The 21,717-nt window shown below is 72.0% G+C and carries 20 protein-coding genes; 6 read left to right on the top strand and 14 right to left on the bottom strand.

The features are described from left to right. Nucleotides 1–26: 26 nt before the first annotated feature. From OG371_RS34395 to OG371_RS34355, 9 genes are all read right to left on the bottom strand, one after another. Nucleotides 27–605, bottom strand: a complete 579-nt coding sequence (locus OG371_RS34395; protein WP_329059826.1) for a dihydrofolate reductase family protein — start codon at nt 603–605, stop codon at nt 27–29. A 64-nt stretch (nt 606–669) separates the two neighbouring features. Further along, nucleotides 670–1,491: a helix-turn-helix domain-containing protein gene (locus OG371_RS34390; RefSeq protein ID WP_329073352.1), complete on the bottom strand. Its 822-nt coding sequence runs from the start codon at nt 1,489–1,491 to the stop codon at nt 670–672. 82 nt (nt 1,492–1,573) lie between these two features. Then, entirely contained in the window at nt 1,574–2,266 is a 693-nt protein-coding gene (locus OG371_RS34385) for a hypothetical protein (RefSeq protein WP_329059825.1), read from the bottom strand. A 2-nt stretch (nt 2,267–2,268) separates the two neighbouring features. Next, complete coding sequence (locus OG371_RS34380; protein WP_329059824.1) at nt 2,269–2,895, bottom strand: hypothetical protein; 627 nt, start codon at nt 2,893–2,895, stop codon at nt 2,269–2,271. Nucleotides 2,896–3,012: 117 nt separating this feature from the next. Continuing rightward, nucleotides 3,013–4,068 (bottom strand): fatty acid desaturase family protein, encoded by a 1,056-nt coding sequence (locus OG371_RS34375; protein WP_329059823.1) that lies wholly within the window; start codon nt 4,066–4,068, stop codon nt 3,013–3,015. A gap of 668 nt (nt 4,069–4,736) precedes the next feature. Continuing rightward, entirely contained in the window at nt 4,737–5,096 is a 360-nt protein-coding gene (locus OG371_RS34370) for an HPF/RaiA family ribosome-associated protein (RefSeq protein WP_329059822.1), read from the bottom strand. A 29-nt stretch (nt 5,097–5,125) separates the two neighbouring features. Next, complete coding sequence (locus tag OG371_RS34365) at nt 5,126–5,869, bottom strand: GAF and ANTAR domain-containing protein (protein ID WP_329059821.1); 744 nt, start codon at nt 5,867–5,869, stop codon at nt 5,126–5,128. A gap of 33 nt (nt 5,870–5,902) precedes the next feature. After that, nucleotides 5,903–6,640, bottom strand: coding sequence for a GAF and ANTAR domain-containing protein (locus tag OG371_RS34360; RefSeq protein WP_329059820.1), 738 nt, complete (start codon nt 6,638–6,640; stop codon nt 5,903–5,905). 296 nt (nt 6,641–6,936) lie between these two features. Further along, complete coding sequence (locus tag OG371_RS34355; RefSeq protein ID WP_329059819.1) at nt 6,937–8,562, bottom strand: GAF domain-containing sensor histidine kinase; 1,626 nt, start codon at nt 8,560–8,562, stop codon at nt 6,937–6,939. Nucleotides 8,563–8,703: 141 nt separating this feature from the next. On the opposite strand from OG371_RS34355, the gene OG371_RS34350 reads away from it, so the two are divergent. Then, nucleotides 8,704–9,555 (top strand): hypothetical protein, encoded by an 852-nt coding sequence (locus OG371_RS34350; protein ID WP_329059818.1) that lies wholly within the window; start codon nt 8,704–8,706, stop codon nt 9,553–9,555. Here the strand turns inward: OG371_RS34350 and OG371_RS34345 are convergent, their stop codons facing one another. Continuing rightward, complete coding sequence (locus tag OG371_RS34345; protein ID WP_329073351.1) at nt 9,556–10,206, bottom strand: response regulator transcription factor; 651 nt, start codon at nt 10,204–10,206, stop codon at nt 9,556–9,558. Between the two features lie 106 nt (nt 10,207–10,312). Here OG371_RS34345 and OG371_RS34340 point away from each other — a divergent pair, with 106 nt between their 5' ends. From OG371_RS34340 to OG371_RS34325, 4 genes are all read left to right on the top strand, one after another. Then, nucleotides 10,313–10,987: a BON domain-containing protein gene (locus OG371_RS34340; protein WP_329059817.1), complete on the top strand. Its 675-nt coding sequence runs from the start codon at nt 10,313–10,315 to the stop codon at nt 10,985–10,987. A 21-nt stretch (nt 10,988–11,008) separates the two neighbouring features. Further along, nucleotides 11,009–11,911 (top strand): slipin family protein, encoded by a 903-nt coding sequence (locus tag OG371_RS34335; RefSeq protein WP_329059816.1) that lies wholly within the window; start codon nt 11,009–11,011, stop codon nt 11,909–11,911. A 7-nt stretch (nt 11,912–11,918) separates the two neighbouring features. Further along, nucleotides 11,919–12,449, top strand: coding sequence for a DUF5994 family protein (locus OG371_RS34330; protein ID WP_329059815.1), 531 nt, complete (start codon nt 11,919–11,921; stop codon nt 12,447–12,449). A gap of 169 nt (nt 12,450–12,618) precedes the next feature. Beyond that, nucleotides 12,619–15,891 carry a GH92 family glycosyl hydrolase gene (locus tag OG371_RS34325; protein WP_329059814.1) on the top strand — a complete coding sequence of 1,091 codons (3,273 nt, stop codon included), beginning with the start codon at nt 12,619–12,621 and terminating at the stop codon, nt 15,889–15,891. A 48-nt stretch (nt 15,892–15,939) separates the two neighbouring features. Here OG371_RS34325 and OG371_RS34320 read toward each other — a convergent pair whose 3' ends face one another. The 3 genes from OG371_RS34320 to OG371_RS34310 are packed head-to-tail and all read right to left on the bottom strand — an operon-like array spanning nt 15,940 to nt 18,337. Then, nucleotides 15,940–16,584, bottom strand: a complete 645-nt coding sequence (locus OG371_RS34320; RefSeq protein WP_329059813.1) for a TetR/AcrR family transcriptional regulator — start codon at nt 16,582–16,584, stop codon at nt 15,940–15,942. A 29-nt stretch (nt 16,585–16,613) separates the two neighbouring features. Continuing rightward, entirely contained in the window at nt 16,614–17,516 is a 903-nt protein-coding gene (locus tag OG371_RS34315) for an alpha/beta hydrolase (RefSeq protein WP_329059812.1), read from the bottom strand. A 2-nt stretch (nt 17,517–17,518) separates the two neighbouring features. Further along, a complete protein-coding gene (locus OG371_RS34310) occupies nt 17,519–18,337 on the bottom strand; it encodes an SDR family NAD(P)-dependent oxidoreductase (RefSeq protein WP_329059811.1) in 819 nt (272 codons plus the stop codon). A gap of 103 nt (nt 18,338–18,440) precedes the next feature. Here OG371_RS34310 and OG371_RS34305 point away from each other — a divergent pair, with 103 nt between their 5' ends. After that, complete coding sequence (locus OG371_RS34305) at nt 18,441–20,255, top strand: flavin-containing monooxygenase (protein ID WP_329059810.1); 1,815 nt, start codon at nt 18,441–18,443, stop codon at nt 20,253–20,255. A 4-nt stretch (nt 20,256–20,259) separates the two neighbouring features. Here the strand turns inward: OG371_RS34305 and OG371_RS34300 are convergent, their stop codons facing one another. Beyond that, nucleotides 20,260–21,456 carry a glycosyltransferase gene (locus tag OG371_RS34300; protein ID WP_329059809.1) on the bottom strand — a complete coding sequence of 399 codons (1,197 nt, stop codon included), beginning with the start codon at nt 21,454–21,456 and terminating at the stop codon, nt 20,260–20,262. Between the last annotated feature and the right edge of the window lie 261 nt (nt 21,457–21,717).

Raw genomic sequence — 21,717 nt, 5'->3', positions numbered from 1 at the left:
CGGCTTGGCGTCTAAACCCCGTCCGGCTAGGGCTTCACCTGGTAGCGCAGGTGAAGCACCCGGTTCCCCTGAACCACGTCAGGATCCTCCAGCAGGTGCTGCGCCTCGACCGACCCGAAGTAGCGCTTGCCGGAGCCGAACACGACGGGCACGACGTCCATCCGCACCTCGTCGACCAGGCCCGCGGCCAGCACCTGGCCACCGACGTCGCCGGCGGCGACCTCGACGATGCGGTCCCCCGCAAGCTCCTGCGCCTTGGCCACGGCTGCCTCGACGCCGTCGACGAAGTGGAACGGCGCCCCGGGGTCCCAGCCCTCGGGCGCCGGCCGGTGGGTCACGACGACCACGTGGTCGATCCCGCTCGGCGGCTTCCCGTCCCAGCCGTCCGTCAGGTCGAAGACGTGGCGGCCGACGATGGTCGTCCCGATCTGGTCCCAGTACGGCCGGGTGTAGTCGTAGGAGGTCTGCGACACCTTCACGTAGCCGCTCTCGTCCAGCGGGATGTCACCGCCGGACAGCCAGTCGAACAGCGGCCCGGGCTGGTCGTGCTCGTCCGCGACGAAGCCGTCCACCGACACCGAGCTGTACATGACGACCTTGCCCACGGGGCTCTCCTCTGTTTCGGGTGCCCCAAACTAGCGCGTCGCGAGCTGCCGCTCTTGTAAGAATTCAATCGACCGGCAGCGGCCAGCTGTCCAGCACGTGGCCGGGATGTTCGAGCAGGAACCGGCGCCGGACTTCGAGGTACCGGGTCGGCGTGAGCCCGGTGAACGCGCGGAACTCGTGGCCGAAGTGGGCCTGGTCGAAGTAGCCCGCGCCACCGGCGAGGGCGCCCCAGTCGATCGGCCCGGCGGGGTCGATCGCGAACACGGTGGCGGCGAAGCGGTGGGTGCGGGCCAGCCGCTTCGGCGTGACACCGATGAGTTCCTTGAACCGCTGCGCCAGATGAGTGGTGCTGACCCCGGCCGCGACGCTCAGGTCGCCGATCGCCACCGCCCCGCTGGTCGTCGCGATGACGCTGCTCGCGTGGCGGACCAGCCCCAGGCCGTCGGTCTCGCGCAGCCGTCGCATCAGCTCTTCCTCGAGCAGGGTCAGCATCTCCTGCGGTCCGTCCGCCGTGGCCAGCCGGTCGCGCAGCTCGGTGGTGGCGGGCCGGCCCCAGACCTGCTCCAAGGTCACCGGCCGGTCGCACAGCTCGGCCGCGGGCATCGGCAGGAACGGCGCCGGCCCCCAGGGCTTGAAGTGCACGCCGATGGACCGCGTCCGGAGCGGGTAGCCGAATTCCAACGCGCGGGTGGGCGTGGTGACCACGCAGCCGTCGGCGTACTCGGCCGTCTCGAGGTCGGTGCCGGCGCGGATGCGGAACGGAGCCCCGAGGTTGACGATGAGGAACGCCGACGGCATCGGCGGCAAGGTCAGCCGCGCGTACGGGGGTGCGCCGTCGAGGTAGTAGAGGTCGTCGATCAGCCCGTCCAGCGGCGGTCGCGGCACTCTCGACACGTACTCCACACACACAGCATCGCCGACGTCCCATCAGGCATCACGCGCGGGGATGCGGGTTCGGCCCGCGGATTCAGCCGGGGGCGCCGAACCGCAGCAGCGCGTGGGGGAAGCCGGGCAGTGCCACAGCGCGCGGCCGTGGGCCGGTGATCACCTCGGCGCGGAAGCCGGACGCGGCGGCCGAAAGCCGTGCCCGGTGCACCGCGGCCCCGGCCAGGACGTGGTGGCAGCGGGCGTTGCCGTTCGTGAGCACCAGGATCGCGGACCCGGGCGTGAATGGCCATTGTGGACGGTCCGGGTCCGGCCAGGCGCTGTCGTCCACGATCTCCAGCGCAGTTTCCGGCCACGCGCCGTCGTCGATGATCGCCTGCACTGCGGCCGGCGGTGCGGGTGTCAGGACGGCGTCTGGCGTGGTTAGGTCCCTGATCGCCGCGTAGCGCCGCCAATCCTGGGCGGCCGGTGAGCTGCGGCCGATCACGCGCAGGACGGCGAGCTGTCCCGGCTCCTGGGGGAATTCGGCGACGAGGTCGTGGCCGAGGACTCGCAGGACCGTCCACGCTGCTGCCAGCGCGGCACCACAGCGATACAAAGCCGCGCTGTCGAGGGCTTGCCCGCCGGATGGCTCGCGGAACACGACTTCCTGGTCGCCGAGGTCGACGGGCCACGGTTGCGGCGTGGCCCGGGCCAGAGCGTCGTGGAGTACTGCGCGGCTGCTGTCGCTCCAGGCCAAGGGTCTCGCGGTCGCCCAGGCTTCGAGTTCGGTCACCGTCAGCCGCCGCTGGTGAGGAATCGCCGGGGGTCGCTGCCGGCGCGGGCGCCGCTGTCGAGCCAGCGGGCGAAGCCGAGACTGTCACGGCGTTCCAGCTCGTCGAGGTACTCCTGCCGCTGCACGACGACCCGCTGCCGCGTCGGCTCGTCGACGGCCCGCAGCAACTCCAGGTAACTCCGGCGCCAGGCGACGCACAGTTCGTCGGTGGCAAGGTCCGCGGCCACGAGCGGCGGCGGGACCACCGAGAAGCGCACGGGCGGCACCTCGGCCCGAGGTGTCTTCGCCGGCGTGGAACGCCACCCGGCCCAGGCCGCGACGGCCAGGAGCAGCAACGTCGAACTCACGGCCGTGGCAGCGCCGGCCACCGCGACCAGACCGGTGACCGCCAGGCAGAAGGTCAAGCACAACGCCGCCGCTGCGACGCCGGCCCACCAGGCCGGCCGCCGGGGCCGCGCCACGAACCGATTCTCCGGCAGATGCCCGACCCCCTGCCAGACGATCAGGCCCACTGCCCCGGCCAGCAGCACCCACCCGGCCAGCGCGCCGGGCGGGATCGCCACCAGCCCCACCGCCCCGAACGCGACCGCCAGCACGACCAGAACGGTGACGACGGTTCGAGTGAGCATGGCGCACCTCAACGTTCGGATCGGGCCGGAATCGGCGGAGCGGGAAGGGAGGCTGGGATCGGCTGGCGACGATCGACGGGCGGGACGGTCAGACGGAATCGGTTGGGGTGGACCGGGCTAGGGCCGTGGCCGGGCGGCGTCGGCGGCGCGCAAGGGGGCGCCGACCTCGTGCAGGTGACGCAGGATCTGCCGGTAGGAGGCCAGCAGTCCGCCCTGGCTGTAGCTGATGCCGTGCGCGGCGCAGAACTCGCGGACGAGCGGCTGGGCCCGGCGCAGCGTCGACATCGGCATGCTCGGGAACAGGTGGTGCTCGATCTGGTAGTTCAGGCCGCCGAGGGCGACGACCACCCAGCGGCCGCCGTTGACGTTGTGGGAGGTCAGCACCTGGCGGCGCAGGAAGTCCAGCTGGTGGCCTTCCTCCAGGTGCGGCATGGCCTTGTGGTTGGGCGCGAAGGAGCATCCCATGTAGACACCCCACAGGGCCTGGTGCACCGCGATGAACACCAAAGCCTGGCCGAGCGGCAGGACCAGGAACACCGCGGCCAGGTACCCTCCGATGTGGACGGTCAGCAGTGCCGCCTCGAGCCGCCGGGCTCGCAGTCCCCCGTTCCAGACCGCTTTGATGCCGGACCAGTGCAGGTCGAGGCCTTCCAGCAGGAGCAGCGGGAAGAACAGGAACGCCTGGTATTTCGCCATCCAGCGCAGGAACCCCGTCCGGCCCTGGCCCTGCGGGGCGCTGAACGCGAGCGCGGGCATGTCGATGTCCGGGTCGGCGCCCTCGACGTTCGGGTTCGCGTGATGGCGGTTGTGCTTGCCGACCCACCAGCCGTAGCTGAGGCCGACCAGTCCGGCCAGTCCCGAGCCGACCGCGTCGTTGGCGCGGCGGCCGCGGAAGATCTGCTTGTGCCCGGCATCGTGGCCGAGGAACGACAGCTGCGTGTACGCCACGGCCAGCAGCACCGCCGTGCCCATCTGCCACCAGGTGCCGCCCAGCAACGCGAACAGCACCCAGGCGCCGGCGAACACCAGCAGGGTCACCCCGCCCCGCAGCGCGTAGTAGTACGGACGGCGGCGCAGCAGCCCGGCTTCCTTCACCAGTTCGGACAGCTCGGCGTAATCGCTGCCCCGGGTCCGGCCCGGCTCCGGGCGGGCGGCGGGTATGACGTAGTCCATTGTGGACCTCCGAGTAGAACGGGTGCCGGAAGCCGGCGACGGCCGGGCACCGCGAGGGGTGCGGTGGATGCGGTGGTCGGTCCGGGGTGTCAGGGGGAGATCACGTGCGGCGCCGGGGGTGGGTGCCCGGTGCGGGGCTCGTGGCCGAGGCCGGCCGGTCTCGGCCGGAGCGCCTGTGGCGTGCCGGAAATGGGGCGCCGGTTGGCGCGGCGGATCTTGGCCACAACGCGAACGGCGCCCGGTCGCGCAGGCGCGAAGGTCCCGCCGGTGTCGCGGCGAATCCTCGGCGCAGCAGAACGGATATCCGGCCAGACGAGCGCGAGGGTCCCGCCAGTGTCGCCGCGGATCTTGGCCACGGCGCGAACGGCGCCCGGCCAGACGACGACCGGGCCCTCATCGGTATCACCGCGGATCCTGGCGCGAGCGGCATCCAGCCAAACGAGCGCGTCGCGAACAAAGACCCGTCCACCCGCAACAGCCACCCCGCGCGAGTGCGACCGCCCAGTCACCAATGCCCGGCTCATGGTCCGGCAGGGCTCGGCCAACGTGGGTTTCTCCCCAAGGTCCGGCCCTCCTCGGTCGTCGGCTGCCGCGGGGCGGCCGATCGGTGGTACCGAGGTCTGGGGTCTTGGCCGAAGCCTACGCCTGCCGCGCGCGGGCGCGCGATCTCATCGTGGATCGCCGGTGGGGCTGTGGCGGATGGAGTCGCCGCCTTTGCGGTGGTCGGTGCGGCCGTATTTGGTCTCGAGCAGGCTTTCGAGTTTGCGCACCGCGCCGCCGAGGGCCTCGTCGACCGAGCCGGCGTGGTGGGTGACCGCGACGGGCGGGCGGCCGGCGGGGCGGGCTTCGATCACGCATCGGCGGTCCACGCCTTCGGCGCCGGAAGCGATTTCGTCACCCAGGTGGACTTCGAGCCGGGTCAGGTGGTCGCTGAACCTCGACAGCGCCGACCGCAGCTCGGCTTCGACGTACTGGTTCAGCTCGTCCCCGCCGTGCACGTTGTTGTCGGTGCTGATCTGGACTTCCATGATGTTCCCTTCGAAGGCCCGATCCCGCCTCAGCGCTCGCGCGCCGCCGAACGGGTCAGCAAGACCCTCGGATCGAGTGTCCGGTCGGCGAGGGCGCGGGCGACCTCGCTCAGCCGGGAGTTGGTGCTGCGGGAGTAGTCGCGCAGGACGCTGAACGCGTCGTCCATGGCCAGCCCGCCGACCACCGAGAGCACGCCCTTGGCCTGCTCGATGATCACCCGGCTGTTCAACGCGGTCTGCAGCTGCTCGGACAGGATCTCCCCGCGCCGGATGGCCCGCTCCTGCAGGATGCCGATGGTCGCCGTGTCGGCCAGGCCCTGCGCCAGCCCGAGATCGTCGGCCCCGAGCTCGCCCGGACGGTGGCCGAACAGGTTCAGCGCGCCGATGGTCTGCTTCCGCAGCCGCAGCGGCAGCGCGTGCACCGAGGCGAACCCGTCGCGGGCCGCCTCGGCCGCGAACCGTGGCCAGCGTGCGGACTGGGCGGCGATGTCGGCGACCAGCACCGGCACCTGGCCGGTGAAGCAGTCGACACACGGGCCCTCGTCGATGTTGAGCTGGAACAGCTCGATCAGCCGGGCCTGCTCGGTGGAGGAGGCCAGCACCTGCAGGCTGCCGCGCTCGTCGGCCAGCGTCAGCCCGGCCGCGGCGACGTCGAGCAGCGCCACGCACTGCCCGACCAGCGTGTGCAGCAGATCGGCGATGTCGTAGTCGTCGACCAGTGTGTCGGCCAGCGCGACGAACGCCCGGGTCACCTGTCGTTCACGATCGGCCATGCCTGCCATCACCTGGATTCCTGCTCGCTGCCTTCATAGTGGTCCCTGCCCCGGGTCGGCGTCCAACTCCAGCCGCCCGGCGACGATGTCGGCGGCGACCTCGGCCAGCGGACGGCCGTGGCCGAACGCATAGGCCCGCATCCGCGCCAGCGCGCCGGCGGCCGAAACGTCCAGCTGCGCGATCAGCATGCCGGTGGCCTGGTGCACCTCCCGGTGCCGCATGACCGACGCCGCGAGCCACGGCCCGTCGCCGTCCAGCCAGCCCGTGCCGTCGGCCTGCAGCCCGGACAAGGCGAGCGCGGCCACGTCGGCCACCCGCAGTGCCGTGGCGAGCTCCGCCGGGGTGAGCGGACCGGGCGTCGCGCGGTAGGTGTCCAGGGTCGCCACCCGGACCGCGCCGATCTGCAGCGGGAAGGTGAACAGCGCCCCCACCGGGTGCCCCGCCGCCTCGGCGGCAAACATCGGCCAGCCGGACACCAGCCCGGCCGCGAGGTCGGGCACCAGCACCGGGCCGCCGGTGCGGTGGGCCTCGAAACACGGGCCCTCGCCGAGGGAGAACTGCAGCTCGGCCAATGCGGTGCTCACCTCGTCGCTGGCGTAGACCAGCTCCCGCCGTCCGGCGTCGGCCATCACCGACACCGCGGCCCCGTCCACCGGCAACAGCCGGACGCAGGCGCGGCACACCCGTCCGACGGTGTCGACCCCGCGACCGGCCCCGCCCTCGCCGAGCGCGGCCAGCACACTCGCCCGCAGCACCTCGACCTCGGTCACCGGGCACCGGGAACTTCCGCTGCACGCCCGGTCAGGGTCTCGCGAGGCACGCCCGGCAGGCCATACGACGGCACGGCAGTGCTCGGCATCGGCGCGATCCCCTTCGGCAATCCGGTGGTAGCGGCGTCGGCGTCCCCGCCGCGGTCCGGAGCCGGCGCCGTGGGGGCGCCATGGGAACGTTGGACCTCCAGTGTGTCACGGCACCAGCGCGGTCACCAGCGCTGGGAGGCAAGACCACTGAGATCCCGGCCAGCGCGTGCTCAATGGTGCCGTCGATCCGTTGCCGCCGAACGGGTTCAGGGAACCGGGACCGTCCACACGAGACGGGTCCCGCCGGACTCGCGGCGCTCCAGCCGGAAGCTGCCGCCCGCCTCGGCCGCCCGCTGTTCGAGGTAGCGCAGCCCGCTGCGCACGACGGCCGGCGGCAGGCCGGACCCGGTGTCGGAGACGTCGATGACGAGGTTGTCGTCCAGCGACACGGTGATGGCCAGCTCGGCCGCGTTCGCGTGCCGCAGCACGTTGCTGACCGCCTCCCGGACCACCGCCTCGGCGTGCTCGGCCAGCCCGGCGGGCACGCGGTCGAGCGCACCGGAAATCCGCACTGTGGTCCGGATGTCCGCATCGCCGGTCGTGTCGCTGACGGCGTGCTGCAGGCTCGCGCGCAGGCCCTGCTTGCGGCCCGGCGCGGCGTGCAGGTCGAAGATCGCGCTGCGGATCTCCTCGATGACCTCCTGGAGCTGCCCGATGTGCTGGGTCAGCCGCTCGGCCACGACCGGCGAGTCCGTGCGCCGGTGGGTCCCTTGCATCGACAGGCCGACCGCGAACAGCCGCTGCACCACGTGGTCGTGCAGGTCGCGGGCGATCCGGTCGCGGTCCACCACCAGCGCCAGCTCCCGGCGCGCGGACTGGCTCTCCGCGTCCCGCAGCGCCAGCGCCGCCTGGTCGGCGAAAGCGGAGACGATCTGCAGCTGGTGCTCGTCGAACCTCGCCGCGCCGGGCGCGCGGACGGCCAGCAGCACGCCGGCGGTCGACTCCCCCGACCGCAGCCGGACCGCCAGCGCGGGGCCCAGGCCCGCGGCGCCGGTCAGGTCGAACTCCAGGCGGGGCACGTTGCGCGGCGCGTGATCGCGCAGCACCGCGCCGGAGGTGGACCCCTCCAGCGGGATCCGGCGGCCGGTCAGCGCGTCGGCGTGCGGGCCGGCGCACACCGTCACGACGAGGGCGCCGGACGGCTCGACCGGCAGCGCGATCAACGCGTCGTCGGCGCCGGTGAGCTCGACCGCGCGGCTGGCGACCAGGCGCAGCACCTCGACCACGTCGGTGCCGCTCAGCAACGCCGAGGAGATCTCGCCGGTCGCCTCCAGCCACCGCTGCCGGTCGCGGGCCTCCGCGTGCAGCCGCGCGTTGTCCACCGCGATCGAGGCCGCGCCCGCGAGCGCGACGATCGCGCGCTCGTCGTCCTCGGTGAATCCCGGCCCGGATCGCTTGCCCGCCAAGTAAAGCCGGCCGAGCAGGACGCCGCGGGCCCGTAACGGAGCGCCGAGGAAAGTCCGCACCGGCGGATGGCCCGCGGGCAGCTCGAGCGGACCGAGGTCGTCCACGCGCAGCGGGCCGTCGGCGATCTCGGCGAGCACCCCGTGCCCGGACGGCGGCGGCCCGACGCGGTCGCGGGCCTCGTCGTCCAGGCCCGCGACGGCGAACTCGGTGGTCGTCCCGTCCTCGTCGAGCACGGCCAGCGCGCCGTACCGGGCGCCGACCAGGTCCACGGCCGTGGCCACGATCCGGTCGGCGGTGTGCTCCAGCTCCGGGCGCGCGGAGAACGCCAGCACGGCCGAAAGCAGCGCGTCCATCCGGGCGCGCACCGACGAGGCCTCGCCCCGGTCGAAGGGCGGCCCGGCCGGCCGGAAATCGGCGTCGGCCATGGGCCCACCCTCGCACACCGGAGCGGGCCCGACCGGAAACCGGCGACCTTCGCCGCGCGACGCGGGACGTTCGGCACTGGGCCCCCGGCGCCGCCGTGGCGGATGGTCAGCCCGAACTTCACACGATCCAGGGAGCAGTGGATGAAAACCGGCGTGATGCCCGTGGGGCACCTGAGCACCGAGCAGGTACGGCAGATCCTCGTCATGGCGACCACCCCGCCGCCGTTGCGGGGCGCCCGGCCCTGGCGGTTCCAGTGCACGCCGGGGGCGATCGAGCTGTACGCGGACATCGACGACGGCCCGCAGCGGCGTGAGCAGCTCCTGAGCTGCGGGGTGGCGCTGCTGAACCTCCGGGCGGCGATCAAGGCCCACGGCAGCCACCCCGACGTGCGGCTGCTGCCGATGGCGGGACGCCCGGACCTGCTGGCGGTCGTGTGCCCCCGCGGGCACGAGCCGGTCTCGCCGGTGGACCGCCGGCTGGCCGAGGCGATCCCGGTCCGCCGCGGCAACCGGCCCCCGTTCACCTCCGCGGCCGTCCCGCCGGAGGTCCAGCGGGAACTGCGCCGGGCCGCGGAGATCGAGCGGTCGTGGCTCGCCACCGTCGAGCCCGGGCAAATCCCGCTGCTGCGCGAAATCATGGACCGCGCGGCGCCGGAAACCGGCGACCGGACGGACTTCGACGTGCAGCCGGACCGCCTGCTCGTGGTCGTGGGTTCCTTGCACGACACCAATCTCGCGCTGCTTCAGGCGGGCCAGGCCATGCAGCGCGTCCTGCTGACCGCGACGGCTTCGGGCCTGTCTTCGGTGCTGTGGTCCACCGTGATGGCCCAGCCCGGGCCGCGGCGCGAGCTACGGCAACTGCTCGGCGGCGGCCTGTGGCCCCAGGTCATGTTGCGGCTCGGGCACGGCGCGCCGGTCGAGCCGTTCACCCCGGTCCGGCTGGAGGACGTCGTGACCAGTGACGAGCACCCGTTCTCCGCGGGCCTGCGGTGATCAGCCGCCCGGGCGGCGCTGCTCGTCGTGGATCCCGGTGACGAGCACCGCGGCCTGGGTCCGCCGTTCCATGCCCAGCTTGGCCAGCAGCCGCGAAACGTAGTTCTTCACGGTCTTTTCGGCCAGGAACATCCGCTCGGCGATCTCGCGGTTGGTCAGGCTCTCGCCGATCAGGTCGAGCAGCACCCGCTCCTGCGCGGTCAGCCCGGCCAGCGGGCCCGGCTCCCCCGCGCCCTGACGCAGCTTCGCCACCAGCGCCGCCACCGCGCGCTCGTCGAGCAGGCTCCCACCCGCGCCGACCCGGCGGATGGCCTCGACCAGCTGGAGTCCCTTGACGTCCTTGATCACGTACCCGTCGGCGCCCGCGAGCACCGCGTCGACCATCGACTGCTCGTCGGTGAACGAGGTGAGCATCAGGCAGCGCAGCCCGGGCAGTTTGGCCCGCAGCTCGCGGCACAGCTCGACGCCGTCGCCGTCGGGCAGCCGGACGTCCAGCACCGCGACGTCCGGGCGGAGCGCGGGCACCCGGGCCAGCGCCTCGGCGGCCGAAGAGGCCTGGCCGGCCACCGTCAGGTCGTCCTCGTCGTCGATCAGCTCGGCGACGCCACGGCGCACCAGCTCGTGGTCGTCGACCAGGAACACCGTGATCACGCGCGGGTCGGCCACCCCGCCAGGTTACGCCCGGCGCGCCGAAGGGCCCTGCAAGAAAGGCCCAGCGGCCCTACGCCGCGGGAGCGGGCGAGGCCACCGTGAAGGAATGACCCAGACCCAGCACCGGCCCGACCACCAGCTCCGGACCGACGTCAACGAGGAGCTCGCCTGGACTCCGAGTGTGAACGCCGAGGAGATCGGCGTGGCCGTCACCGACGGCGAGGCGACGCTGTCGGGGCACGTGGGGACCTATCCGGAGAAGGAAGAGGCACTGCGCGCCGCGACCCGGGTCCACGGCGTGACCGTGACCGCGGACAAGATCGTGGTGCGCCACGGCCACGACGTCCCCGACGACGCGGACCTCACCCGCGAGGCCATGATCATCTTCGACCGCCGTTCCGTGGTGGTGCCGAAGAACTCCGTGCAGGTCGAGGTCCGCGACCACGTGCTCACCCTGCGCGGCGCCGTGCCGTGGCAGTTCCAGCGCGAAGCCGCCCGCAACGCCGTGGCCGGCCTGCCCGGCATCAGCGGCGTGCGGAACCTGATCTCGCTGCGGCCCGCGGCCACCGCCGCGCCCGCCGAGATGCAGGCGAAGATCACCGCCGCGCTGACCCGGCACATGCCCGAGATGTCCCAGCACGTCGAGGTCGGCGTGGACGGCACCCAGGTCACCCTGACCGGCGACGTGCCCACCGCCGCCGAACGGCGCTCGGCCGAGCAGACCGCCTGGTTCGCCCCCGGCGTGACCGCCGTCGACAACCGGATGACCATCACCGACTGACGCCATTTCGTAAGGAGCGCCATGAACATCGTCATCATCGTCGTCATCGTCGTGGTGCTGCTGATCCTGCTGGCCGCCACGGTGCGGGTGATCAAGCAGTACGAGCGCGGGGTGCTGTTCCGGCTCGGCCGGGTGCAGGGCGTGCGCGAGCCCGGGCTGCGGCTGATCATCCCCGTGGTCGACGTGCTGCGCCGGGTCCCGCTGCGGATCATCACCATGCCGATCCAGTCGCAGGGCATCATCACCCGCGACAACGTCAGCGTCGACGTCTCGGCCGTCGCGTACTTCCGGGTCACCGACGCGGTGAAGTCCGTGGTCGCGATCGAGAACGTCTACGCCGCGATCGACCAGATCGCCCAGACCACCCTGCGCAAGGTCGTCGGCCGGCACACGCTGGACGAGACGCTGTCCGAGACCGACAGCATCAACTCCGGCATTCGCGAGATCCTCGACGTCACCACGCTCGACTGGGGCGTGGAGGTCACGCTCGTGGAGCTGAAGGACATCCAGCTGCCCGACACCATGAAACGCGCGATGGCCCGGCAGGCCGAGGCCGAGCGCGAGAAGCGCGCCAAGATCATCAGCGCCGAGGGCGAGTCGCTGGCCGCGGCCGCGCTGGGCGACGCGTCGGACACCATGATGGCGCACCCGCTCGCCTTGCAGCTGCGCAATCTGCAGAGCCTGGTGGAGATCGGCGTGGACAAGAACACCACCGTCGTGTTCCCCGCGCCGCTGATGAGCACCATCGGGGAGCTGGGCTCGTTCCTGGCCCGCGAGACGGCCGCGGCGAACCCTGCTGCGCTGAACCCTGCTGCACCGAATCCCGCTGTACCGAATCCTGCTGTACCGAAGCCCGCGGAGACCGGTGCGATCGTCCCGCTGGCGGCGTCCGGCAACGGAAGCTCCGGCCGCGAAGGACAGTGAACCCACCATGAAGCCGGATCCCTGCACCGAAACACCGGTGCCCGAGTCGCCCCGCCACCAGGTCCGCCTGCGCCTCAAGCCGAAAGCGCCCCGGACCGGGTACGTGGACGGCGCGTGGTGGCCCCGTTCCCGCGACCTGGCCGCCGAGCTGCCGTCCCTGCTGACGGTGCTGGCCGTGCGGCTGGAACAGGTCGAACGCGTGACCTTCAACCTCGCCGCCTGGCCAAGGACACCGCGCCGTCTCCGCATCGAGGACGCCGACGTCCGTCTGGAGGGCTTCCGGTCGCAGCCCGCCGCCACGGTGACCGTGATCGGCGCGTGGGAGCGGCACCGCTTGACCCTGCTCGTCGTGCCGCCGGAGACAGATCCTGTTGTCGCGCATGGCATCCTGATGACCGCAGCCCACCGCGACGACCACCGCAGTCCCGAAGCACTGCTCGAGGGCGACCCGGGTCCGGAGCTGCTCACCGCGGGCGAGAAAGCCTTGCAGAATTGGGAAGTCGACGGCGGCCGCCTCCGCGAGCCGATCGACGCGTAGCCACCCCGCCGCGACAGCCAAACCCCGTGTCCCGTCAGTCCTGACAACGGATTGACCGGTCACGGGGTTTGCAAATGCCCCTCGAGATGTAAAGCTGCTCTCCGTTCGCGAACCCGGCACCGGGTTCGGTTTTGACAACGATGTCATCGCTTCTGGGAGGTGCGGCCCCATGAGGACGCAGAGCAGACGGGCGGCCGCGCTCGCGGTCGCGGGCCTGGTGTTCGCCGCGCTGGCGCCCGCCACGGCCGGGGCGCAACCCGCCCCGGCCGCCGATCCGGTGGCGCAGGTGAACCCGTTCGTCGGCACGGAGAACTTCGGCAACACCTTCCCCGGGGCCAGCGCGCCGTTCGGGATGGTGCAGGTCAGCCCCGACACCGGCGGCCAGGGCGGCTACGACTACCAGCAGAACGCCATCTACGGCTTCAGCCAGACGCACCTGTCCGGCGTCGGCTGCGGGGTGATGGGCGAGCTGCCGATCATGCCGACCACCGGCGCCGTCGACAGCGTCGACAAGGACGTCTACAAGTCCGATTACACGCACGACGACGAGCACGCCGAGCCCGGTTATTACCGCGTGGGCCTCAAAAAGTACGACATCAACGCCGAGCTGACCGCCACCGCGCGCACCGGCTGGCAGCGCTACACCTTCCCCTCGACCGGCGCCGCGAACGTCCTGTTCAACACCGGCCAGGCCAATCAGTCGGTCAAGGACTCCGAGATCCACGTGGTCGGCGACCGGACGCTGGAGGGCCGCGTGCGCGCGGGCGGGTTCTGCGCCGGGCACGACGAGCACACGGTGTACTTCACCGCGACGTTCGACCGGCCGTTCAGCTCCTTCGGCACCTGGCGCGGCTCGACGCGCACGCCGGGCAGCCGGGACGCGGCGGGCACCGGCGGCAACGGCGCGTGGGCGAGCTTCGACGCGACGACCGACCGCGACGTCACGGTCAAGGTCGGCCTGTCCTACACCGGCCCCGAGGGCGCGCGGAAGAACCTCACCGCGGAAACCGGTGACTCGTACGACTTCGACGCCACCCGCACGGCGCTGCACCAGGCCTGGGCCGACCGGCTCGGCGCGGTCAAGATCTCCGGCGGCACCGCGGACCGGCAGACGGCGTTCTACACCGCTCTCTACCACTCGCAGCTGCACCCGAACCTGGCCGGCGACACCGACGGCGCGTACACGGGCTTCGACGGCAAGGTGCACACCGCGAGCGGTTACACGCCGTACCAGAACTTCTCGCTCTGGGACACCTATCGGCCGCAGAACCAATTGCTGGAGATGCTCGAACCTCAAGTGGCGAAAGACGTCGCGCTGTCCGTGGTGGCGATCGGGCGTGACGGCGGCTGGCTGCCGCGCTGGGCGCTGGCCGGCAGCGAGACCAACATCATGACCGGTGACCCGGTGACGCCGTTCCTCGTCGAGGCTTGGTCCAAGGGCCTGCTCGCCGGGCATGAGGAAGAGGCGTACGCGCTGCTCAAGAAGAACGCCACGAGCACGCCGCCCGCCGATTCGCCGTACAACGGGCGCTCCGGCGTGAACTACTACAACGACCGCGGTTACATCCCCAGCGGCCTGACCCTCGGCACGGACTGCGCGGCCAAGGGCGGCGACAACGACTGCAACCACCCGGCCTCGGCGACGATGGAGTACTCCGCGGCCGACGCGGCCCTCGCGCTGATGGCCAAGGGCCTCGGCCACACCGCCGACGCGCGGATGTTCGCCGACCGCGGCCAGTGGTACAAGAACCTCTGGGACTCCTCGACGCAGGCGTTCCGCCCGCGCACCACCGAAGGCACCTGGCTGACGCCGTACAACCCGGTCGACGCCGACCAGCAGTTCCACGAGGGCGGCGCCTACCAGTACCAGTGGCTCGTGCCGCAGGACCCGGCCGGGCTGGTGTCGCTGATGGGCGGGCGCGCGACGACGCAGAAGCGGCTGGACTCCTTCTTCGCCTACGACAAGCTGCTCGCCGACCCGGCGGGCACCGCGCGCAACGACTGGATCGCCAGCCCGTACGACTACTACGGCAAGCCCACCTACAACCCGAACAACGAGCCGGACCTGCTGGCGCCGTACATGTACAACTGGGTCGGCGCGCCGGCCAAGACCGCGACCGTGGTCCGGGCGGCGATGACGCTGTTCACCACCGGCCCGGACGGCATGACCGGCAACGACGACCTCGGCACCATGTCGGCCTGGTACGTGTTCTCCTCGCTCGGGCTGTACCCGACGATGAGCGGCTCGAACTTCCTCGCGGTGTCCAGCCCGCAGTTCGATTCGGCGACCGTCCGGATCGGACAGTACGGCAGCTCGCAGGGCGGCACGCTCACGGTTTCCGCGCCGGGCGCGAGCGACACGAACCGGTACGTGCAGAGCGTTTCGCTGAACGGCCGTGACGTCCGGCAGACCTGGCTGGACTGGTCCGCGATCTCCCACGGCGGCACGCTGACGCACAAAGTCGGCGCCATCCCGTCGAAGTGGGGCACGTCGGCGAACGCCGAGCCGCCTTCGGTGAACAACGCGGTCGGTGATCTGCGCAGCCACGTCGACGCTTCGCTGGGCCAAAGCTCGGTCGTGATCCCCGCGTCGGACCAGGCGCAGCAGGTGAACCTGAACCTGGACGTGCTGACGCAAAGCCCGCTGGTGCAGCCGGTCACGGTGACCACCACCGCGCCGCAGGGCTGGAAGGTGACCACGAAGCCACGGAACCCGCTGCTCCAGTGGTCGGGCCGATTGCCGGTGCAGCAACCGGTTTCGCTGGCCGTGACGGTGCCGGCGGGGACCCCATTGGGCAGCTATCCGTTGCAGGTCAAGGCTTCCGGGCTGGGCGCGAACACCGTCACACGGCCGGTGAGCGTCGAAGTGCGGGCGCCTGCGGTCTGCGCGGCGACGTCCGGCACGGCGTGCGCGGTCGACCTGAGCCGGGACCGCAACCACGACGGCACGGCCACAGTCGCCGCGTCCACCGAGGGCAACTTCGACGGCTCCGGCTGGAGTTACGACGCGGACCTGCTGCCGCCGGCCGGACCGGTCGTGTGGGACGGCGTCACCTACGCCGCCCCGGACGCGAGCGGCACCGCGGCGAACTTCGTCGAGGCCCGCGGCCAGTCGCTGCTGGTCCCGGCGGGCAGCCACGGGTCGCTGCGGATCGTCGGCTCCTCGCACAGCGGCCCGGTGACGACCACGCTGACCGCGCACTACACCGACGGCAGCAGCGCGGCCCTCGGCGTGACGCTCGGCGACTGGGCGGGCTCGACGCCGGCGGGCAGCACCGTCGTGCTCGACCTGCCGCACCGGATCAAGGCGGGCAGCGGGGTGGACGGCCCGCCGGTCCGGCTCTTCGGGGTCCAGGCCGCCCTGGACCCGGGCAAGACGCTCCAGTCGCTGACGCTGCCGAACGACCCCAGGGCCGAGCTGTACGCGATCACCCTCGCCTGACGGTGGTCCCCGGCCCGGTGCGTCCACTGTGGACGTACCGGGCCGGGCTCAGCGCGTGACCGGCGCCAGCGCCAGCCCGGTGATGCCGTCGATCAGGCCCGTCGCGGCGTCCGCCCAGGTCGCTCGCGGAGTAGGCGTGCCCTCGGCGAGGGCGCGCTCGCGTTCGGCGGTCACGTGGATCATCAGCTGGCGGATCATGTCCGCGCGCTCGGCGCGGACCTCCGGCGGCAGCTGGGGCAGGCAGCGGTTCAGCCCGTCGACCGCGTGGGCCAGCACCGGCGAGGAAAGCGACTCCGTGACCATGATCTCGCGCAGCGCGGGGTCGGTCATGATCTGCGCGCCGAACCGGGCGAACCAGCTCGGCACGCCGAGCTCGTCGAGGTAGGTGGTGGTCGGCCGGACCAGGCAGGCCACCCACTCGCGCAGGCCGGGGCCAGCGGGCATCGCGTCGACCATCTCCGTGCGCAGCACCTCGATCCGCGCGGTGTGCTTGCGCATGATCGCGCGGACCAGGTCCACTTTGGTGCCGAAGTGGTAGTTCACCGCGGCGTTGTTGCCCTGGCCCGCGGCCTCGCTGATGTGCCGGTTGGACACCGCGTGCACCCCGTGCTCGGCGAACAGCTGTTCCGCCGTGCCGAGGATCGCCTCCCGCGTCGCGCCGGCCCGGTCCATCCGGACGGTTCTCTCGGTCATAAACCACCACCTTTTCGCCGGGGAAGATCCTACGTGCGCGCCCGCAGCCACGTTCGGGCCGCGGCCAGATACGCCCGGGCCAGGTCGGTGCCGGGCGCCCAGGCCTCGAACCCGTGCGGCGCGCCGGGCACGAGGTGGAACCGCGTCTCGACCCCGTCCTCGAGCAGTTGTTCGGCGTACGCGTGGTCTTCGTCGTGGAACAGGTCGATGTCGCCGACGCCGATCCAGGCGGGCGGCAGTCCACTGAGGTCGCCGCGCCGCGCGGGCACGGCGTAACGCGGCACCTTCGACACCCCGGGCTCGGCGGCGAGGTAGGACTGCCAGCCGAAGTGGTTCAGCCGGTTGTCCCACACCAGGTGCCCGACGCGGTCGAGGTCCCGGCGGGCGGCGGTGCGGTCGTCGAGCATCGGGCAGAACAGCCACTGCGCGAGCGGTTGCGGGCCGCCCTCGTCGTGCAGCCGTTGCACCAGCGCCGCGGCCAGTCCGCCACCGGCACTCTGCCCGCCGACCACCACCCGGGCCGGGTCGACGCCGAGGGACCCGGCCTGCTTCTGCAGCCACGTCCACGCGGCATGGCAGTCGTCGATCGCCGCTGGGCACGGGTTTTCGGGCGCCAGCCGGTATTCCGCCGACACGACGGTGATCCCCAGCTCACGGGCGGTCTCGCCGCAGAACCGGTCGTCCGACACCGCGCTTCCGGCCACCAGTCCCCCGCCGTGGATCCACAGCAGCGCCGCGTCCGAGCGGACGTCGTCCGGGCGGTAGACCCGGACCCCGTCCGCCGTCTCGAGGCGCACGCCGGGCACCTCCACCGCACGCATCCGCCTGGTCAGCGCCCGGCCCAGCCGGCGCACCCACGGGCGCCGCATCGAGACGCGCGGCATCCAGCGCGCCCGGGACCGCAGCTCCGGCGCCACTTGTTCGAGCTTCATCGCTACTGCACCGCCCATCCGCCGTCGGAGGGCAGCACGGCACCGTTGACGTTGACCCCGTCGTCGCTGAGCAGGAACGTGATCGAGGCCGCGAGCTGCTCGGCCTGCGCGATGGACGGGATCAGCGGGAGGAAGTCTCGGATCCGCCGCTGCCCGAACTCCGACGGCGTGCCGATCCGCGCGATCCCGGTGGCGACCGCGCCCGGGGCGACGGCGTTGACCCGCAGGCCCTGCGGCCCGTACATGAACGCGCAGCTGCGGGTGATGCCCACGACCGCGTGTTTCGAGGCGGTGTAAGCGATCCCGGCAGTGGAGCCGCGCAGCGCCGCTTCGGACGCGACGTTCACGATCGAGCCGGCGCCGGCGTCCAGCATCGAGGGCACGACCGCGCGGATGAGGCGGAACGTGCCGTCCACGTTGACCGCGAAGACCCGCTGCCAGACCTCGTCGCTGATCTCGTGGGCCGGCGAGTCGTCGTCGACGATGCCGGCGACGTTGGCCAGCCCGTCGATCCGGGGCCCGGCCGCGGTCACGATCCGCTCGACGCCGGCCGCGTCGGTGATGTCCGCGGCCACGGTGACGAGCGCGGCGGACCCGGCTTCCGTGGCGAACTCCGTGGTGAACGCGTCCAGGCGGTCGCCGGAAACGTCGGCCGCGATCACCCGGCCGCCCTCGCGCAGGATCCGTGAGGCGGTCGCCCGGCCGATGCCGGAACCGGCCCCGGTGACGATCACCGTCCGGCCGTCGAACCGGCCCGGGGTGATCCGTTCCCGCCACCCGGTTCCCCTCTCCGCCGCGGTGTCGTTCGGAGTGTCGTCCATGGGCGGGAAGCCTACCGCGAGTTTAAATCACCTGCTTGACTAACACCGCGTTAGTGGGTTACCTGGAATTCAGCGGAGATCACCGACCCCGGAGGGCCACCCCATGTCCAGCACCCCCTCGGCGCCGTCCGGCCCGGGCTTCGACCCGGACGCGCTGCGCGCCAAGTACCGTGCCGAGCGCGACCGGCGGCTGCGCCCCGACGGCAGCGCCCAGTACCAGCGGGCCGAAGGCGACTTCGGCTACTACGCCGAGGACCCGTACACCGCCGCCGATTTCACCCGTGAGCCGTTGCAGGACGAGGTCGACGCGGTGGTCGTCGGCGGCGGCTTCGGCGGGCTGCTCGCCGCGGCGCGGCTGCGCGAGGCCGGCCTGTCCCGCGTCCGGGTGATCGAGAAGGGCGGGGACTTCGGCGGCACCTGGTACTGGAACCGCTACCCCGGCATCCACTGCGACGTCGAGTCCTACATCTACCTGCCACTGCTGGAAGAACTCGGCTACCTCCCCGAGTGGAAGTACGCGCCCGGCGCCGAGATCCTGCGGCACTGCCAGGCGATCGGCCGGCACTTCGACCTCTACCGCGACGCCTGCTTCCAGACCGCCGTCGAAGGGCTGAGCTGGGACGAGGACTCGGTGCAGTGGACCGTCCGCACCGACCGCGGGGACGTCATCCGGGCGCAGTACGCGGTCGTCACCAGCGGCGTGCTCGACCGGCCCAAGCTCCCCCGCATCCCGGGTATCGAGACGTTCGAGGGGCACACCTTCCACACCAGCCGCTGGGACTACGGCTACACCGGCGGCACCGCCGACGGCGGCCTCACCGGGCTGGCCGACAAGCGCGTCGCGCTCATCGGCACCGGCGCCACCGGGATCCAGGTCGTGCCGCACCTGGGACGCGATGCCAAGCACCTGTACGTCTTCCAGCGCACGCCGTCCACTGTGGACGTGCGCGGCAACCGCCGCACCGACCCGGAGTGGGCGCGCTCGCTCGCGCCGGGCTGGCAGCAGGCCCGCCGGGACAACTTCCTCACGATCATCACCGGCGGGCAGGTCGAACAGGACCTGATCGCCGACGGCTGGACCGGCAGCGCCCGGCTGCTCGAGAAGATCATCCCCACCGACGCGTACGCCCATCTGCCCGAGGAGGAACGCGACCGCGTCGGCGAACTCGTCGACTTCCAGAAGATGAACGAGCTGCGCGACCGGGTCGAAGCCGTGGTCCGGGACCCGGCGACGGCGGAGGCGCTCAAGCCCTGGTACAGCTACATGTGCAAGCGGCCGACGTTCAGCGACCACTACCTCCAGACGTTCAACCGCCCCAACGTGACCCTGGTCGACACCGCGGACACCGGCGGCGTCGAGCGGATCACCGGCAAGACCGTGGTGGCCGGCGGCCAGGAGCACGAGGTCGACTGCATCATCTTCGCGACCGGCTTCGAGCTCGGCGCGACGGACATGATGACCGGCCGCCTCCCGGTCGTCGGCCGCGACGGCGTCGCGTTGCTGGAGCACTGGCGGAACGGCATCCGGACACTGCACGGCTTCTCCAGCCACGGCTTCCCGAACCTGTTCCACGTCGGGCAGCTCCAGACTGCCAGCACGATCAACTTCGTGCACGGCCTCGACCAGCAGGCCACGCACATCCGCGAAATCGTGGCCGAGGCCCGCAAGCGCGGCGTGGACCGGGTCGAGCCGACCGCCGAGGCGGAGGACGCGTGGATCGAGCTGATCCGCGGAAAAGCCAAGGACCGTACCGAGTTCCTGCTCGCCTGCACGCCCGGCTACTACAACAACGAAGGCCGGCCGGGCGCACGCGGCGGGTCCTACGGCTTCGGCGACGGGCCGCTGGCGCTGCAGGAACTGCTGCGGAAATGGCGCGCGGACGGCGGGATGGACCAGGTGATGGCCGTCGCGCAGTAACACTTCAGACGATGAGCTCCGCGGCGACCTTAGCGCCGTCCGTGCGCACCTCGGCGGCGAACGACCGGGCCCGACTCTCCACATCGGACTGAAGGACCTGCTTCAACGCCGCGGCCAGGGAATCGGCGGTCGGCTCGGCGCCCGCGTGCGCAGTGCCGATGCCGAGATCCTGGACGCGGCGGGCGAAGTAGTCCTGGTCGTAGTGGTGCGGCACCACGACCTGCGGCGCGCCGCCGCGGCTGGCGGTGGTCGTGGTGCCCGCGCCGCCGTGGTGCACAACGGCGGCGACGCGCGGGAACAGCGCCTGCAGGTTCAGCTCCGTGACGGCCAGGCAGTCCGGCCCGTCGTCCGGCAAGGCCAGCCCGGCCCAGCCGCGCAGCACGATCGTGCGACGCCCGAGCGCCCGGGCCGCCTCGACCGCCGCCCGGCCCAGGGCCCGCGGCGAGCGCATGCTGCCGAAGCCGAAGTAGACCGGCGGTTCGCCGTCCGCGAGGAAGTTCGTCACCTCGGCAGGCAGCGGCCGCCGGTCGGGCAGGATCCAGGCACCGGTCTGCACGACGTCCACATCGGACGGTCGCAACCATGGCGCCAGCGCCGGATCGGCGGCCAGCAGGGGCCGGTCGGTCAGGATGTGGCCGAGGACGTCGTCGACCGGGCCGAGCCCGACTGCCGCGCGTTGCTCGTTGAGCGCGGTGCGCCAGGTGGCGTTGCGGCGTTCGATCTCCTGGGCCCACAGCGTGCGGTCGTCGGCGTCCGGGTCGGCCGGTGGGCGCCCGGGCAACGGCGGCGGCGCGTGATGCGGCGAGGGCAGGCTGACCGGGCTGTAGTCGGCGAAGAAGTACCGGATGCCCCGCAGCTCGGCCACCGACCGAGCGGCGACCTGGAGCTGGTTGCAGCCCACGATCACGTCGCAGCCCTCGGCCGCCTCCCCCACCGTCTCGAACTGACCGGCGACGGTGGCCGGCACCAGCGCCCGCAGCTCGTCGATCGTGAGCTTCTTCGGTGCCTGGTTCGCGGTTTCGCCGGGCTGTAACTCGGGACCCAGCGGCACGAACGGCAGGCCGTGCTCCTCGGCCAGCCCTCGGAAGTCCGGCGGCGCGCACAGCCGCGCCTCGTGCCCGAGTTCGCGCAGCTGCACCCCGAGCGCCAGCAACGGCTGGAAGTCGCCCCGCGAACCGATCGTCGACAGCAGTGCCCGCATCAGGAATCCCCTCGTTCATCGACCCGCGAACCGCCCGCGCGGCTCGCGGAGCAGCGATTATGCGCCGTCCGACGGGCCTTGCGGCAAGCCCCGGGGTGCGCTATACCGTTAAGTGGGAAGAGAAATCCCCCTCTTGAGCAGGTCACCGTCCACTTCGGACGCTTTCGTCAACGGACCACTCACCGCGCTTGCGGCGTCACTCACAGCACCCGTTTTAATGTTGACATTCGGACATCGGCTCCGGCACGATCATGAAGCCGC

Origin of the sequence: Amycolatopsis sp. NBC_01480 (assembly GCF_036227205.1) — a bacterium.
Classification (GTDB): Bacteria; Actinomycetota; Actinomycetes; order Mycobacteriales; family Pseudonocardiaceae; genus Amycolatopsis.
Note: the sequence above shows the minus strand (reverse complement) of the source record. Positions and strands in the feature narration are given on the sequence as shown.